At 61.6% G+C, this 13,737-nt stretch carries 15 protein-coding genes; 13 read left to right on the forward strand and 2 right to left on the reverse strand.

The annotated features are described in order from the left end of the window. Positions 1-25: 25 nt before the first annotated feature. Positions 26-967 (reverse strand): LysR family transcriptional regulator, encoded by a 942-nt coding sequence (locus tag BJQ17_RS02935; protein ID WP_003254134.1) that lies wholly within the window; start codon positions 965-967, stop codon positions 26-28. A 142-nt stretch (positions 968-1,109) separates the two neighbouring features. Between BJQ17_RS02935 and BJQ17_RS02940 the strand changes: the two genes are divergently transcribed. From BJQ17_RS02940 to BJQ17_RS02950, 3 genes are all read left to right on the forward strand, one after another. Then, positions 1,110-2,252 carry an iron-containing alcohol dehydrogenase gene (locus BJQ17_RS02940; protein WP_070095497.1) on the forward strand — a complete coding sequence of 381 codons (1,143 nt, stop codon included), beginning with the start codon at positions 1,110-1,112 and terminating at the stop codon, positions 2,250-2,252. A 44-nt stretch (positions 2,253-2,296) separates the two neighbouring features. Beyond that, positions 2,297-3,640 (forward strand): MFS transporter, encoded by a 1,344-nt coding sequence (locus BJQ17_RS02945; RefSeq protein WP_070095498.1) that lies wholly within the window; start codon positions 2,297-2,299, stop codon positions 3,638-3,640. A gap of 138 nt (positions 3,641-3,778) precedes the next feature. Further along, positions 3,779-4,564, forward strand: coding sequence for a 2-keto-4-pentenoate hydratase (locus tag BJQ17_RS02950; RefSeq protein WP_070095499.1), 786 nt, complete (start codon positions 3,779-3,781; stop codon positions 4,562-4,564). Here the strand turns inward: BJQ17_RS02950 and BJQ17_RS02955 are convergent. Beyond that, a complete protein-coding gene (locus BJQ17_RS02955) occupies positions 4,554-5,372 on the reverse strand; it encodes a helix-turn-helix domain-containing protein (RefSeq protein WP_003254128.1) in 819 nt (272 codons plus the stop codon). The genes BJQ17_RS02950 and BJQ17_RS02955 overlap by 11 nt on opposite strands. A gap of 106 nt (positions 5,373-5,478) precedes the next feature. Here BJQ17_RS02955 and BJQ17_RS02960 point away from each other — a divergent pair, with 106 nt between their 5' ends. The 10 genes from BJQ17_RS02960 (at position 5,479) to BJQ17_RS03005 (ending at position 13,605) form a co-directional block, all read left to right on the forward strand. Continuing rightward, positions 5,479-5,793 (forward strand): hypothetical protein, encoded by a 315-nt coding sequence (locus BJQ17_RS02960; RefSeq protein WP_003254127.1) that lies wholly within the window; start codon positions 5,479-5,481, stop codon positions 5,791-5,793. Then, positions 5,790-6,215 (forward strand): MAPEG family protein, encoded by a 426-nt coding sequence (locus tag BJQ17_RS02965; protein WP_070095500.1) that lies wholly within the window; start codon positions 5,790-5,792, stop codon positions 6,213-6,215. The genes BJQ17_RS02960 and BJQ17_RS02965 overlap by 4 nt, the downstream gene beginning before the upstream one ends. Before the next feature lie 71 nt (positions 6,216-6,286). After that, a complete protein-coding gene (locus tag BJQ17_RS02970; RefSeq protein WP_054889537.1) occupies positions 6,287-6,520 on the forward strand; it encodes a hypothetical protein in 234 nt (77 codons plus the stop codon). A gap of 316 nt (positions 6,521-6,836) precedes the next feature. Then, positions 6,837-7,868 (forward strand): phosphate ABC transporter substrate-binding protein PstS, encoded by a 1,032-nt coding sequence (gene pstS, locus BJQ17_RS02975; RefSeq protein WP_003254123.1) that lies wholly within the window; start codon positions 6,837-6,839, stop codon positions 7,866-7,868. Between the two features lie 70 nt (positions 7,869-7,938). Next, positions 7,939-8,907 carry a phosphate ABC transporter permease subunit PstC gene (pstC, locus tag BJQ17_RS02980; protein WP_003254121.1) on the forward strand — a complete coding sequence of 323 codons (969 nt, stop codon included), beginning with the start codon at positions 7,939-7,941 and terminating at the stop codon, positions 8,905-8,907. Further along, on the forward strand, positions 8,904-9,797 hold the full coding sequence (gene pstA, locus BJQ17_RS02985; RefSeq protein ID WP_003254119.1) for a phosphate ABC transporter permease PstA: 894 nt from the start codon (positions 8,904-8,906) through the stop codon (positions 9,795-9,797). Before pstC ends, pstA begins: the two co-directional genes overlap by 4 nt. A gap of 50 nt (positions 9,798-9,847) precedes the next feature. Then, positions 9,848-10,633: a phosphate ABC transporter ATP-binding protein PstB gene (gene pstB / locus BJQ17_RS02990; protein WP_003254117.1), complete on the forward strand. Its 786-nt coding sequence runs from the start codon at positions 9,848-9,850 to the stop codon at positions 10,631-10,633. A 94-nt stretch (positions 10,634-10,727) separates the two neighbouring features. Beyond that, positions 10,728-11,426, forward strand: coding sequence for a hypothetical protein (locus BJQ17_RS02995; protein ID WP_004574211.1), 699 nt, complete (start codon positions 10,728-10,730; stop codon positions 11,424-11,426). Continuing rightward, a complete protein-coding gene (locus BJQ17_RS03000) occupies positions 11,426-12,025 on the forward strand; it encodes a hypothetical protein (RefSeq protein ID WP_003254112.1) in 600 nt (199 codons plus the stop codon). The genes BJQ17_RS02995 and BJQ17_RS03000 overlap by 1 nt, the downstream gene beginning before the upstream one ends. A gap of 392 nt (positions 12,026-12,417) precedes the next feature. After that, complete coding sequence (locus BJQ17_RS03005) at positions 12,418-13,605, forward strand: porin (protein WP_010953581.1); 1,188 nt, start codon at positions 12,418-12,420, stop codon at positions 13,603-13,605. The last annotated feature ends 132 nt before the right edge of the window (positions 13,606-13,737 follow it).

The following is a 13,737-nucleotide window of genomic DNA, read 5'->3' on the forward strand; positions in this document are numbered from 1 at the left end:
CCCAGTGGCCTGCCATGAAACCGCATTAACTGTCGCAGCGCTGTCGGCCCTGCAACAGCAGCAGTTCGGTGAGCGTGTCCATGGCCGGTGTTGCCTGGCTGCCTTTACGGGTCACCAACTCGTAGGGGTCGCTGACCGAGCCCATGCTCAAGGGCAGTATGCTGACCTGTTGATTCATTGCACATTGCTGGGCCACGTCGATCGACACCAGCGCAACGAAGTCAGGACGGTTTTGCAACAGCGACAAGGTCGCCAGGATCGAAGTGGTTTCAACCAGGTGCAGCGGGAAGCGCAGCCCGGCATCGTGAAATTCGCGCTCCAGTTGCACGCGCATGGGCATGTTGGCCCGGTAGACGATCCAGCGGCTCTCGGCCAGGTCGGCAAGGCTCAGGCTTGGCGCATGCTTGAGCGGGTGGTCGATGTTGGCGATGACCGCCAGTGTCTCATCCTGGACAAAGGTGCTGGCGAACAGCTGCGGCGTATTGCTGACACTGGTGCGGCACAGGGCGATGTCCAGGCGGCCGCTCTCGATCTGCGTCAGCAGCGACTGGCTGGTGTCTTCGATGATTTCGAACGACATCTGTGGCTGGATGCTGGCCAGCTGTGACACCGCCTTCATCAGCAACGGCACCGCGCCCATGATCGCCCCCACAGCCAGCCGGCCGCCGACCCCACGCAGGATTGCATCCAGATCGTGCCGCAGGTTGGCGATATCGGTCTGTAACAGGCGTGCGTAGCGGATGGCGCAGTGTCCGGCGGCCGTGGGCTCCAGGCCTCGGTTGGTGCGGTTGAACAGCACAGTGCCGAAGGTGGTTTCGATTTCCTGCAAGGCCTTGCTGGCACCAGGCTGGGTAAGCCCGACGCTGCTTGCTGCACCGAGCAGCGAGCGGTGCTCGTCCAACTCGATCAACAAGCGCAGGTGGCGGGCGTGCAGGCGGGACATGATCGAATTGAGCGATGGGGTCATCTGGTATTCGTCCTGGTTATACCGATATGGATTGTTCTCAATACCATGGCCAGCCGCGCATTCCTATACTGGCGCTGCACAGTGTCGCATCCAGTGCGGCTGAAACGCCCAGAACAATAAAGCCAGGAGCCTGCCAAGCCTTATGTCCCTGATCAACTACATCACCCAGATCCAATTCGATATCGGTGCCATTGCCTGCCTGCCCGCCGAATGTGAGCGCATTGGTATAACCAGGCCTTTGATCGTGACCGACCGTGGCGTGCGTGCCGCCGGTATCGTCGATACGGCGTTGAACACCTTCGCCAGCGACACCGCACAACTGCCGATCTACGACGGTACGCCACCCAATCCCAACGAGCATGCCGTGCGTGAGGCCGTGGCCATGTTCAAGGCATATGGCTGTGATGGCATCATCGCCATTGGCGGTGGCTCGGCAATTGACCTGGCCAAGGGGGTGGCTGTGTGTGCCCGGCACGACGGCCCGTTGAAGGGCTTTGCGGTGATCGAGGGCGGCCTGGCCCGGATCACCCCGGCAACTGCGCCGGTGATTGCCGTGCCGACCACCGCCGGCACGGGGAGCGAAGTCGGTCGCGGTGCCATCCTGATACTCGATGACGGGCGCAAGGTGGGGGTGATCTCGCCCCATGTGGTGCCCAAGGCCGCCATCTGTGACCCGGCACTGACCCTCGGGTTGCCGGCACACCTCACGGCTGCCACCGGCATGGACGCGATTGCCCACTGCCTGGAAACTTTCATGGCACCTGCCTTCAACCCGCCTGCCGACGGCATTGCCCTGGACGGCCTGTGGCGGGCCTGGCGCTTCATCGAACGAGCCACCCGCGAGCCGGGCAACCTGGACGGGCGCATCAACATGATGAGCGCATCGCTGCAAGGTGCGCTGGCCTTCCAGAAAGGCCTGGGCTGCGTGCACAGCCTTAGCCACGCGCTGGGCGGGATCAACCCGCGCCTGCACCACGGCACCCTCAATGCGATCTTCCTGCCTGCCGTCATCCGCTTCAACCGCACGGCCGAAACGGTGGTGAGTGAACACAAGATGCAACGCATCGCCCAGGCGATGGGGCTGGCCGATGACAGCCAGATCGAAGATGCCATTCGCGACATGACCCGTACGCTGGGCCTGCCGACCGGCCTTGGCGAACTGGATGTCAACCCGGACCTGTTCCCACGCATCGTCCAGGGCGCGTTGGCCGATCACAGCCACCGCACCAACCCACGTGAGGCATCTGCCGAGGACTACCAGTGGCTGCTTGAAGCGTCCATGTAAGCCGTTACCTGCTGTTCAACCAATAACAACAAAAGTGAACGCCCATGAATACCAAATATGCGCAACCCGGGCTTGCCCGCGAACCTGAAGCGGTCGCCAGCTCGAACCCGTTCAGAAAGTACCAGGTCATCACCGTCAGCCTGTTGCTGGTGATCGGCATCATCAACTACGTCGACCGCAGTGCGTTGTCGATTGCCAATACGTCCATCCAGCGCGACATGGGCATCACGCCGTCACAGATGGGCATTCTGCTGTCGGCGTTTTCCCTGGCGTATGCCTTTTCGCAACTGCCCTTGGGCATGATCATCGACCGCCTGGGCAGCAAGATTTCGCTGGGGGCGGCCCTGCTGGGCTGGTCGGTGGCACAGACGGCTTCTGGCCTGATCAACAGTTTTTCTGCATTCATCGGGCTCAGGGTGGTGCTGGGGATTGGCGAGGCGCCGATGTTCCCGTCGGCGGCCAAGGCGCTGGCGGAGTGGTTCGAGGCCGAGAAGCGGGGGACGCCGACCGGCATCGTGCTGTCATCGACCTGCATCGGGCCGTGTCTGGCGCCGCCGTTGCTGACGCTGCTGATGGTCACCTGGGGCTGGCGCGGCATGTTCATCGTCACCGGAGTGTTCGGCATTCTGGTTGCCGCCTGCTGGTTCGCCTTCTACAAAAGCAAGGCGCGGTACCTGGCTGAACTGCCTGCCGAGGCGCGTGAGCAACTGCTGGCGGCCCAGGCGCATAAACAGGCGGTGCCAAGCGCCAGGCCCAGTGTGCAGGCACAACTGGCGGCGTGGGCCGAACTGTTCCGCCACAAGAGCACCTGGGGCGCAGTATTGGGCTTCATGGGGGTGATCTACATGCTGTGGCTGCACCTGACCTGGCTGCCAGGCTACTTCGAGCGCGAGCATGGCTTGAGCCTGTACCAGACCGCCTGGGTGGTTTCATTGGCCTATGTGTTCGGCGCGTTGGGCACCATTGTTGCGGGCCGCATCTGCGACCGCCTGGTGAAGAACGGTGCCAGTGTGCTGGGTAGCCGCAAGCGGGTTGTCGTGACTGCGTTGCTCGCGGCGGCCGCATTCACCGTTCCCCTGTCGTTCGGTAGCGGCTTTCTGCTCAGTGTGGCGCTGCTGTGTTGCGCACTGTTCAGCGTGAACATGGCCAGCTCTACCGCATGGATGATCGCCAACACCGTGGTCGATAGCCAGCGCGTGGCCTCGTTTGGCTCGATCCAGAACTTCGGCGGCTACCTGGCAGGCTCTGTGGCGCCCATCGTGACCGGGTTCAGCATTCAGCAGACCGGGTCCTTCGCTTCGGCATTCCTGATCAGTGCCGCCGTGGCCGCGGTTGCTGCGATGGCTTATGTGTTGTTGTTGAAGCAGCCGGTTTCCACTGATCGCTGAGCATGTACCTGCAGGCGGGTTTCATCAGGCAGTTCAATAACAATTTGTGATGATTGGCATCATGACAATATATTTATCATTATCAATTTCAGGTCATAGCATCTGTTGCCTGCCATCGCCTATCTCAATGAGGTCTTGATGAACCGTTCGCTTTTCGTACACCAACGCACTGCAGCCTTGCTACTGCAACACTGGCGCAGCGGTGACCTGCTGACGGAACTGCCCGCCAGCCTCAAGCCCGAGACATTGAAACAAGGCTATGACAGCCAGGACCAGTTGTTTGCCGCTGCCGCAGGCCAGCGCGCCGGGTGGAAGCTGGGCGTTGGCAGCCCAGCTGGCATGCGTGCAGGCAAGTTGTCGCGGCCCTTGATTGGCCAACTGGAAGCGGGGCGTTGCCATGCCGATGGCGCACATATCCCGCTGCCAGCGCTTACGCCGGTGACCATCGAATGCGAAATTGCCTTCGTGCTGGAGCGGGATATTCCTCCGCAAGCCGGGCGCGTACCGGTGAGTGAGGATATTCGCGCCACGTGCGTCACCTTTGAAGTGGTGCGTTCGCGCTTTGTCGACCGCAAGGCTGTCGGCTGGCCAAGTTTTGTGGCTGACAACGTGGGGTTTGAAGCATTGGTGGTCGGCAATAGCCTGGGCGCCGGTATCAATGTGCCGTTGCTCGCCGACCTGGCCGAAACCACCGAGGTGCATGTGGATGGTCAATGGCGCGCCGGTGGCTTGTCTGGCGATGCGGCCACCGACCCGCTGGTGTCGCTGGCTCACCTGTACGCGCACGCTGCCGAGCGTGGCCAGACCTTGAAGGCCGGGGATATCGTGACCACCGGGGCCATGTGCCAGCCGTTCGACCTGCATGAAACAGGCCACCAGGTCAGCGCCAGGTTCCTTGGCCAGGCCCTGACGTTCACGCTGTAACGGCCGACCATTGCTCGAACGCTGCCTGCATTCTTTGCCGGGTCTGTGGGTCGGCGGGGATCAGGTGTTCGATGCGCAGTGACTGCACGGTGACATCCTGCGGCATGCCAAAGGTGGTGAACGTGGACAGGAACCGCAGCTCACCATACGGGGTGTTCACGCGGGTCAGCAGCAGAGGGGTGGCTGTCGTCATCTGGCACGGGCTTGCCGGTGCCGGCAAGTCGCGCAAGCGCGCTGCCAGTGCCGGATTGCCTGCGGCCTCCCTGGAGGCACGTTGCCAGGCTGCAGCGCGGATTTCCGGCGCGTTGACCAAGTGATCACCCAGGCCACCGGGGCACAGCAATGTCTGCAGCAGGTTGAGGCCGGTTGCCGGCTGTGCGCTGACACCGGCCATCGCCAGCAGCAGCCCGGTACTGGCGTTGGCGGCGATGACGTCCCAGTGGCTGTCGATGACGATCGCCGGAGCGGGGTTGTTCACCTGCAGAATATGCTCGATGGCAGTATTCACCAAGGCCAGTTCAGGCGCATCGAGTGGCGTGGCGGCGTAGCGGGGCGCGTATCCTGCAGCAACGAACACTTCGTTGCACCGCTCCAGCGGCGCATCCAGGGCCGAGAGGAGGGCATGCAACGTGCCTGGGCTGGCCTTGGCGCGTCCTGTTTCCACACAGCTCAGATGACGCTGCGACAGCCCCGTCAGCAGCGCCAGCTCCAGCTGGCTGAGGTTGGCCTGACGGCGCAGTTCGCGAAGATGCTGGCCCGCTGAGATGTGCGGGGCAGGGGTGCTGCGATGGAACAGATGCTGATTCATGCGTTGCCCTGATCGTCCTTGAGTGCAATGTCCATGACCTCACGGGTCATTGAGTGCAAGCAACCCTATCACTACTGTGCCGGCAAACCCTATCAAGGAGAGCTATATGGGCTTGCGTATCTGCGCGCTCGCAATACTGGTGCTGTTTTCGCTGTATACCGGCTGGACCATGCTGATTGCCGAGCAATCGCTGCTGGCATTCGGGCTGGCACTGCTGGCGCAGCCGGACACGGCCCAGGTGGTCATCGACCTGTACCTGATGGCCGGGCTGGCCGGTTGCTGGATGGTGAGAGACAACCGCATGCGCGGCAGCGCCGGGATCGCGGTGCTGCCTTACCTGCTGCTGACCGTCGTGTTCGTTTCGCTGGGGCCGTTGCTGTACCTGGTGATCAGAGGCGTTGCCGAGGGGCGCCAGCCATGAGCAGTGCCTTGCAGGCCTATGCGCTGTGTGTGGTGGTGCTGTTCCTCAAGATGTTCCTGGTTTCCTGCTATCAGGGCTATCACCGCTTGCGCTTCGTCGCGTTCACCAACCCGGAGGACGCTGCCGTGTTCGGGCGCGTCGCCCAGGCCGCAGAACGCCCGCAGGTGATACGGGCTGCCAAGGTATGGGCCAACGACCTGGAGAACATTCCCCTGTTCTTTGCCCTCGGCGGGCTGGCTGTTGCGCTGGAAGCCGCCACGCTACCGGTGCTGTGGCTGAGTGTTGTGTTCACGGTTGCCAGGGTCCTGCACACGCTGGCCTACCTGCGCGGTTTGCAGCCCTGGAGAACGTTGTTCTATGGCATCGGGATCATTTGCCTGCTGGGATTCTGCTTACTCATCACCGCGAGAATAGGCGGCTGAACCAAAATATTGCATGAGTCATCTTGATGCTTTCACGTAGCAGTACTAATACTTAAGCACTGCCGAAGGGGATGATCATGCAGACACGCTTCGTTGTGGTTCCCGCAGTGCCACTCAAGAAAGAGGCTTATCCTCGGCGGCTTGGCTTTCCCGCCGCACTGGGGGAGGGTTACGACCTCTACGACACGCAAGACAAGATGCGTCTGAGCCTGAACTTTTCCACCCGTGCCCAGGCTGAGTTCGAATGTGCATGCCGCAACCGCTGTGGGGATGGCGGTGATACAGGTCTCGCCGGCATCGGTTGATCGCCTGCAGTGGCCAGGTTCCTGTTCCTGGTGCTGCGTTGCAGGGTCTTCGCGCTTGCCGGTTTGCCTGAACGGTTGAAACCCTGCGCGTCTAAAAAGTGCCGGCTAATGGGCGAGCGGTGCTTTGGCCTCGTACGGCCGTCATCCAATCGGCACATTCAAGCGTTAGCGTTGAGGCCGGAGCCGTTTCAGGGTTCCGGCTCGGCGTCTGATGGCACAGTCGATAAGCTCTACTGCGCGGCCTGCCATTCAATAGTCACAAAGTTGTAACACAGCTGATGCAAAGTGTGCCGGCCATCACATGGAGCACATTTTGATGAAACGCCTGATGAAGTCTGCTGCACTCGCCGTTGCCGTTTCCCTTTGCGCCACCTCGGCAGCCTTTGCTGCAGAAAACGTTCGGTTGACCGGTTCGGGCGCCAGCTTCCCTGCACCGATCTACCTGACCTGGTTCAAGGACTTCAGCAAGAACACGGCTGGCGTCACCGTCGATTACCAGTCCAAGGGCAGCGGCGCGGGCGTTCAGGACTTCCTGAACAAGACCGTCGACTTCGCCGCCAGCGACTCGGCCATGAGCGAAGCAGACATTGCCAAGGTTGGCGAAGGCGTGCAGTTGCTGCCAATGACCGCCGGTGAAATCGTCCTGGCTTACAACCTGCCGGGTAACCCTAAAGGGCTGAAGCTGCCGCGCGACGTCTACTCCAATATTTTCCTCGGCAAGATCACCCAGTGGAACGACCCGCAAATCGCGGCGGCCAACCCTGACCTGAAGCTGCCTGCCACCCCGATCACCGTGGTCGTGCGTGCCGACTCCAGCGGCACCACTGCCGTCTTCACCAAGCACCTGTCGGCCATCAACGCTGACTTCAAGCAAGGGCTGGGCGAAGGCAACACCGTCAACTGGCCGGCCACCGACAAGTTCATCAAGTCGCCGAAGAACGACGGCGTAACCGCCACCGTCCGCCAGACCCCGGGCGCCATCGGCTACATCGAGTACGGCTTCGCCAAGCTGGCCAAGGTCGACTTCGCCATGTTGCAGAACAAGGCTGGCCAATACGTCGTGCCGAATGCCGAGAGCGGTGCTGAAGCACTGGCGGCGGTGAACATGCCGGAAAACCTGGTGGCCTGGCTGCCTGACCCGGACGGTGCCAAGTCCTACCCGATCACTTCCTATACCTGGATGATTTTCCGCAAGGACAACGGCAACCCGGAAAAAGCCAAGGCCATGCGTGAAATGGTCGAGTACAGCCTGACCAAAGGCCAGACCATCGCCGACTCGATGGGGTACATCCCGCTGCCGCCGTCGGTAGTCGACCAGGTGCGTAAAGCGTCCGCCAACATCCAGTAATACCCAGGCGCTCCCGGTATCGGCATGAAGCCATGCCGGGGGTGTTTGTCCCTTGTCCCGGAACTCGCCAATGAACACTCCTTTTGCCATACCGGATAACCCCGACTCCGCGTGCCAGCCACCGTCTACGAAAGACTTTCTGGTCGATCGCACCTTCCGTGCGCTTGCGCGCATTGGCGTGGTGCTGGTACTCGCGCTGGTCTTCGCGCTGGTCTACGAAGTCGGCCGCAAGGCACTGCCCGGCATTGAAAAGCACGGTTTTGACGTGTTGTTCGGCAGCGTCTGGGACGTTAACCAAGGCAAGTACGGTATTCTGCCAGCGATCTGGGGGACGCTGTACAGCGCCTTGATCGCCCTGTTGATCGCCGGTTTCTTCGGCGTCAGCATGGCCATTTTCCTGACCCAGGATTTCCTTCCGGCCAAGCTTGCCGCGGTGTTTCGCACCATCGTCGAGCTGCTTGCCGCCATCCCCAGCGTGGTGTACGGCCTGTGGGGCATCTATGTGGTTATCCCGGCGATTCGCCCGCTGACCGCCTGGCTGAACAGCGAGCTGGGCTGGATCCCGTTTTTCGGCACTTCCCTGAGTGGCCCAGGCCTGCTGCCTGCGGCGTTGGTACTGGCGATCATGATCCTGCCGACCATCGCGGCGGTTTCCCAGGATGCGCTGACCAGCGTACCGATGAAAACCAAGCAGGCTGCCTACGGCATGGGGACCACCCACTGGGAAGCCATCCTCAAGGTGATGGTGCCCTCGGCGGCTACCGGCATCTTCGGCTCGTTGGTGCTCGGCCTGGGCCGTGCACTCGGCGAAACCATGGCGCTGGCCATGCTGGTCGGCAACGCCAACACCATTTCCCTGTCCTTGTTCGCACCGGCCAACACCCTGGCGGCGCTGCTGGCGCTGAACTTCCCGGAAGCCGGCCCGAACGAGGTCGAAGTGCTGATGTACGCGGCACTGGTACTGATGTTCATCACCCTGCTGGTGAACGTCCTCGGCTCGATGATCATGCTCTACGCCCAGCGGGGTAACAAACAATGACTGACCTGACGACCCCTGTTGCCGCGCTGCCCAGCCTGCAGCGCAAGCTGGAAGGCCGCGCCCTGCGCAGCCTGGTATTGACCACCCTGGCATGGTTCGCGGCACTGGTGGCCAGCGTGCCGCTGATTTCCGTGCTGTACATGCTGATCACTCGCGGCGGGGCACGCCTTAACCTGGAAGTGTTCACCGAGCTGCCGCCGACCGGCTTCGAGATGGGCGGTGGTTTCGGTAACGCCATGGCCGGTACCTTCGTCATGGTCGGCATTGCCGCCGCCATCGCTGTGCCGGTCGGTATCCTGGCAGCGGTGTTCCTCGCCGAGCTCGGCCCGGACAGCAAGCTGGCCAATGCCGCACGCTTTGCCGCCAAGATGCTCACTGGCCTGCCCTCGATCCTGGCCGGGGTGTTTGCCTACGCCCTGGTGGTGATGACCACCGGTACCTACTCGGCACCGGCAGGCGGCGTGGCGCTGGCGGTATTGATGCTGCCGATCGTGGTGCTCACCGCTGAAGAGTCGATGAAGATGGTGCCCAAGATCATGAAGGATGCTGCCTACGGCATGGGCTGCACCCGTGCCCAGGTGATCTGGAAGATCGTCCTGCCCACCGGCCTGCCGGCCATCCTTACCGGGGTGATGCTGGCCGTGGCCCGCGCCGCTGGCGAAACCGCGCCCCTGCTGTTCACCGCGTTGTTCAGCAACTACTGGATCTACCACGACGGCGACCTGGCGGTGATGAACCCCACAGCCTCGCTTGCGGTACTGATCTACAACTTCTCCGGCATGCCGTTCGACAACCAGCTGGAGCTCGCCTGGGCGGCCTCGCTGGTACTGGTAATGATCGTGCTGGTCATCAACATTTTGAGCCGAGTCTTCGGCAAGCCCAAGTATTGAGAAAGGGAGCATCCAACTTGAACGTATCCACTGCGCAAAGAGCCGCTCCCATGGTCAGCGAAGCCCCCATCGTCATGGACTGCAAGCTCGACAAGATTTTCTACGGTAACTTCATGGCCGTGCGTGACAGCCATGTGCCGATCAGGAAAAACGAGATCACCGGTTTCATCGGCCCTTCGGGCTGCGGCAAAAGTACCGTGCTGCGTAGCTTGAACCGTATGAACGACCTGGTGAAGGGCTTCCGTTTCGAAGGCCATGTGCACTTTCTTGGGCAGGATGTCTACGGCAAGGGCGTCGACCCTGTTGTAGTGCGCCGCTATATCGGCATGGTGTTCCAGCAGCCCAACCCGTTCTCGATGAGCATCTTCGACAATGTGGCCTTCGGCCTGCGCCTGAACCGCTACAAAGGCGACTTGGGCGATCGCGTGAAGCACGCCTTGCAAGGCGCCGCGCTGTGGGACGAAGTGAAGGACAAGCTCAAGGTCAGCGGGCTGTCACTGTCCGGTGGCCAGCAGCAGCGCCTGTGCATCGCCCGTGCCATCGCCACCGAGCCGGAAGTGCTGTTGCTGGACGAGCCCTGCTCGGCACTCGACCCGATTGCCACCCGCCGCGTGGAGGAGCTGATGGTCGAGCTGAAAAAGGACTACACCATCGCCCTGGTGACCCATAACATGCAGCAGGCGATTCGTGTGGCCGACACCACCGCGTTCTTCTCGGTGGATATTTCCCAGGGCACCCGCACCGGCTACCTGGTCGAGATGGGCCCGACCGCGCAGATTTTCCAGAACCCGCGCGAGCAGCTGACCAGCGACTACATCAGCGGCAAGTTCAGCTAAACCATGCAAGCTCAAGGTGGGCGGGTGTTGCAGCCAGGAAGGTTGCAACACCCGGCCGCGTTACCTTCCGTTAAAGTGTTACCCGGGATTACCAATGCGAGCGACGCGTCGTCTTGATCTGTCAGCGGTAGAGCGCGCACTGCGCGAGGTGCAGGGCCGTTTTGCCGAACTCAGCCAGCATTTCACCGAACCGCGGGACCCGTTTACCGACGAGGTGCTGCTGAATGTGGTTGAAGGCTATGCGCTGATTGACGACTATGTCGCTCGCGGTATCGACCTGTTCGACCTTCAACAGCTGAACCTGATGCTGGAAATCAATGCCACCGTGCTATGCGGCAGCGATCCGGCCCGTCGCCTGGAATTCGCCCCGCACCTTGCGGCAACCGAAGCGCACTTTTTCAACAACGTGGAAGGTGGCATCAAGGATTTGTACAACTGGTACTGCGCGTACCGCAGCGATTCCATCTGGAAGCGGGCAGCGGGTGTGTATGTACGGATCCTCAGCAAGCCGCAGCTGTTCATCGAAGGCAACAACCGCACGGGTTCGCTTATTGTCAGCTATTTGTTGATGCGTGCCGGGCTGCCGCCATTCGTGCTGTCGCTGGACAACGCCGAGGGTTACTTCAACCCGTCCTCGGTCATACGCAACTCCGCCAAACACGGTGTCAAGGCTTTGTACGAACTCCCCAAGATCAAGAAAAAGTACGCCGCGTTCCTGGAAGCGAAGGCGCCTGAGCCCGGCAAGTTCTTCCTGAACGGCACGCCCGTGCCTGCCTGTGAGGGGAGCCGCTGATGCAAGGTTCATCCCTGTTTGCACGAGGGCGGCAAGCCATCGAACGCAAGCTCAAGCGTGGCCAGGTACGCATTTCGTTCGATATCGACGACACGCTGGCCTGCCTGCCCGAACACGCCGCCGCCGAGGACAGCAAGCTGCCGGGTTTCGTCCATCGCTGGCTGGGTGAGCCCCTGCGCAGCGGCACCCGCGAACTGATCCGCGACCTGCGCCGCCAGGGCTGCAGCATCTGGATCTACACCTCCTCGGGGCGTACCCCCGCTTACATCCGCCGCTGGCTGATGCTTTACGGCATTCATGTCGATGGCGTGGTCAACAGCGATCGGCACCAGCACATCCTGGCCCAGAACGGGCTGGAAAACTCACCCTCCAAGCTGCCTTCGGCTTTTGATATCGATTTGCACGTAGATGATTCCGAAGGTGTGCGCCTGGAAGGTGTCGACCACGGTTTCCGCGTGGTGGTGGTGTGCCCGAAGGATGAGCACTGGGCGCAGAAGGTGAAGGACGCGGTGGTGGATGTGCAGGCACGGCTGGCCTGGCAGCAACCGCACCGTTATGAAATGCCCGCTTGCCAGCGTTCGCAGGCACTGGCTTCCTGAACGGACGCAATGCCAGCGACCGCGTAGCATCCTTCGCGGGTAAACCCGCTCCCACAGGACGCTCGCAACCTTCGGGTCTTGCACGGCATCTGTAGGAGCGGCTTTAGCCGCGAACACCGGCAATGCCGGTGCCATCCCCCGCGCATCTTCAACACAGCCATGCCTGCAATTGACCGTACTAACCCGCTCATGCAGCGGTACTGATACCTGCCTACCACTCATGTCTAAGTCCTAAGTCTCGAACCCAGACCCAAGCAGGTACCGGGACCAAATCACCGGGCCACACCCTCCCGCCCCAAAGCACTCGCCACCCCACGCCAAAGCAGCGTTTCTGGCAATTTGCCCACTTCTGATAATCGCCTCCGACATCCCGTCCCCGTTTGGAGCGCGCCATGCACAACAACAATAAGCACCTGCCGCCTCGTTTTCTCGCAGCCGCCATCGCCAGCTTTTCTGCGCTTGGCCTGAGCAGCGTCGCCGAAGCCGAGATCATGCTGTACGACAAGGACCAGACGACGTTCTCTACCGATGGTTATATCAATGCCTTCTACGTCAATAGCGAGGTCGACCGTGAGGGCGAGCAGTTTGACCGCCGCCAGTCGCGGGTGAAGATGGGCTTCTTGCCCAACTACCTTGGCTTCAACATGGGCAAGCAGGTGGATGACCTGAAGCTCGGCGCGCGTGCCTCGTTCTGGGTAACCATCAACGACAGTGAAACCAACGGCACCGACACCGCCATCGACGTGCGCCAGTTTTACGGCACGGTGGCCAACCCCGAGTGGGGCGAGGTGCTGATCGGCAAGGACTTCGGGCTGTTCGCCCGCTCCAACATCCTGCTCGACGAACTGCTGGCCGGCTATGGCCAGGTCAGCGACACCCTGGGGCTGGTGGACGGCGGCGGGGTGTCGTTCGGCAACATTGGCAGCGGCTACCCATACCCGTTCCCTACCTCACAGATCACCTACCGTACGCCCGTGATGGAGGGCCTGCGGGTGGCGGTGGGCATCATGGACCCGGTGGACACCAACGACAGCAGCCCGACCGGAAAGGCCTACCAGGAAAACCCACGCACCGAGAGCGAGATCACCTACCAGTTCGACCTGGGTGGGGCGCAGATCTACAGCTGGGTCAACGGCAGTTACCAGACCTCGGACAATACTGACTCCACGGTAGAAACGATCACTTCCAAGGGGGTGGGTTACGGGGTGCAGGCAAAGATGGGCGGCTGGTCGCTGACCGGCTCGGGGTTCCAGGCCAAAGGCATCAACCCGTTCTTCACCAACAATGCCGGCGAACCGGTTTTGCGCAATGTCGACAGTGATGGCTACCTGCTGCAGGGCTCGTACAAGTTCGGCAAGAACCGCGTGGCGCTGTCCTATGGCAAGACTAAGGACGATGGCAACGGTGCGGTTGGCAGCGGCGCGGACTACGAGACCCGGGGTGTAGCGCTGTTCCATGACATTAACGACAACCTGAAACTGGTGGCCGAGTACAACCAGTTTTCCATCGACGGGCATGACACCAGTGCGCAGAACGAAGACACCGATACCTTTGCGGTGGGCGCGGTGTTGACCTGGTAAGCGGCCGGGGCCGCAAGGCGGCCCCGAATGACACGGTCTTTTACGCCCATGGAACCGCCCACCCGCTACCCAAGTAGCATTCGTCACCCACCACCACCTCCTTAAACTGATCATTCAGCCACCCCGTGCCGG

Source organism: Pseudomonas sp. NBRC 111139 (assembly GCF_001753955.1).
Classification (GTDB): domain Bacteria; phylum Pseudomonadota; class Gammaproteobacteria; order Pseudomonadales; family Pseudomonadaceae; genus Aquipseudomonas; species Aquipseudomonas alloputida.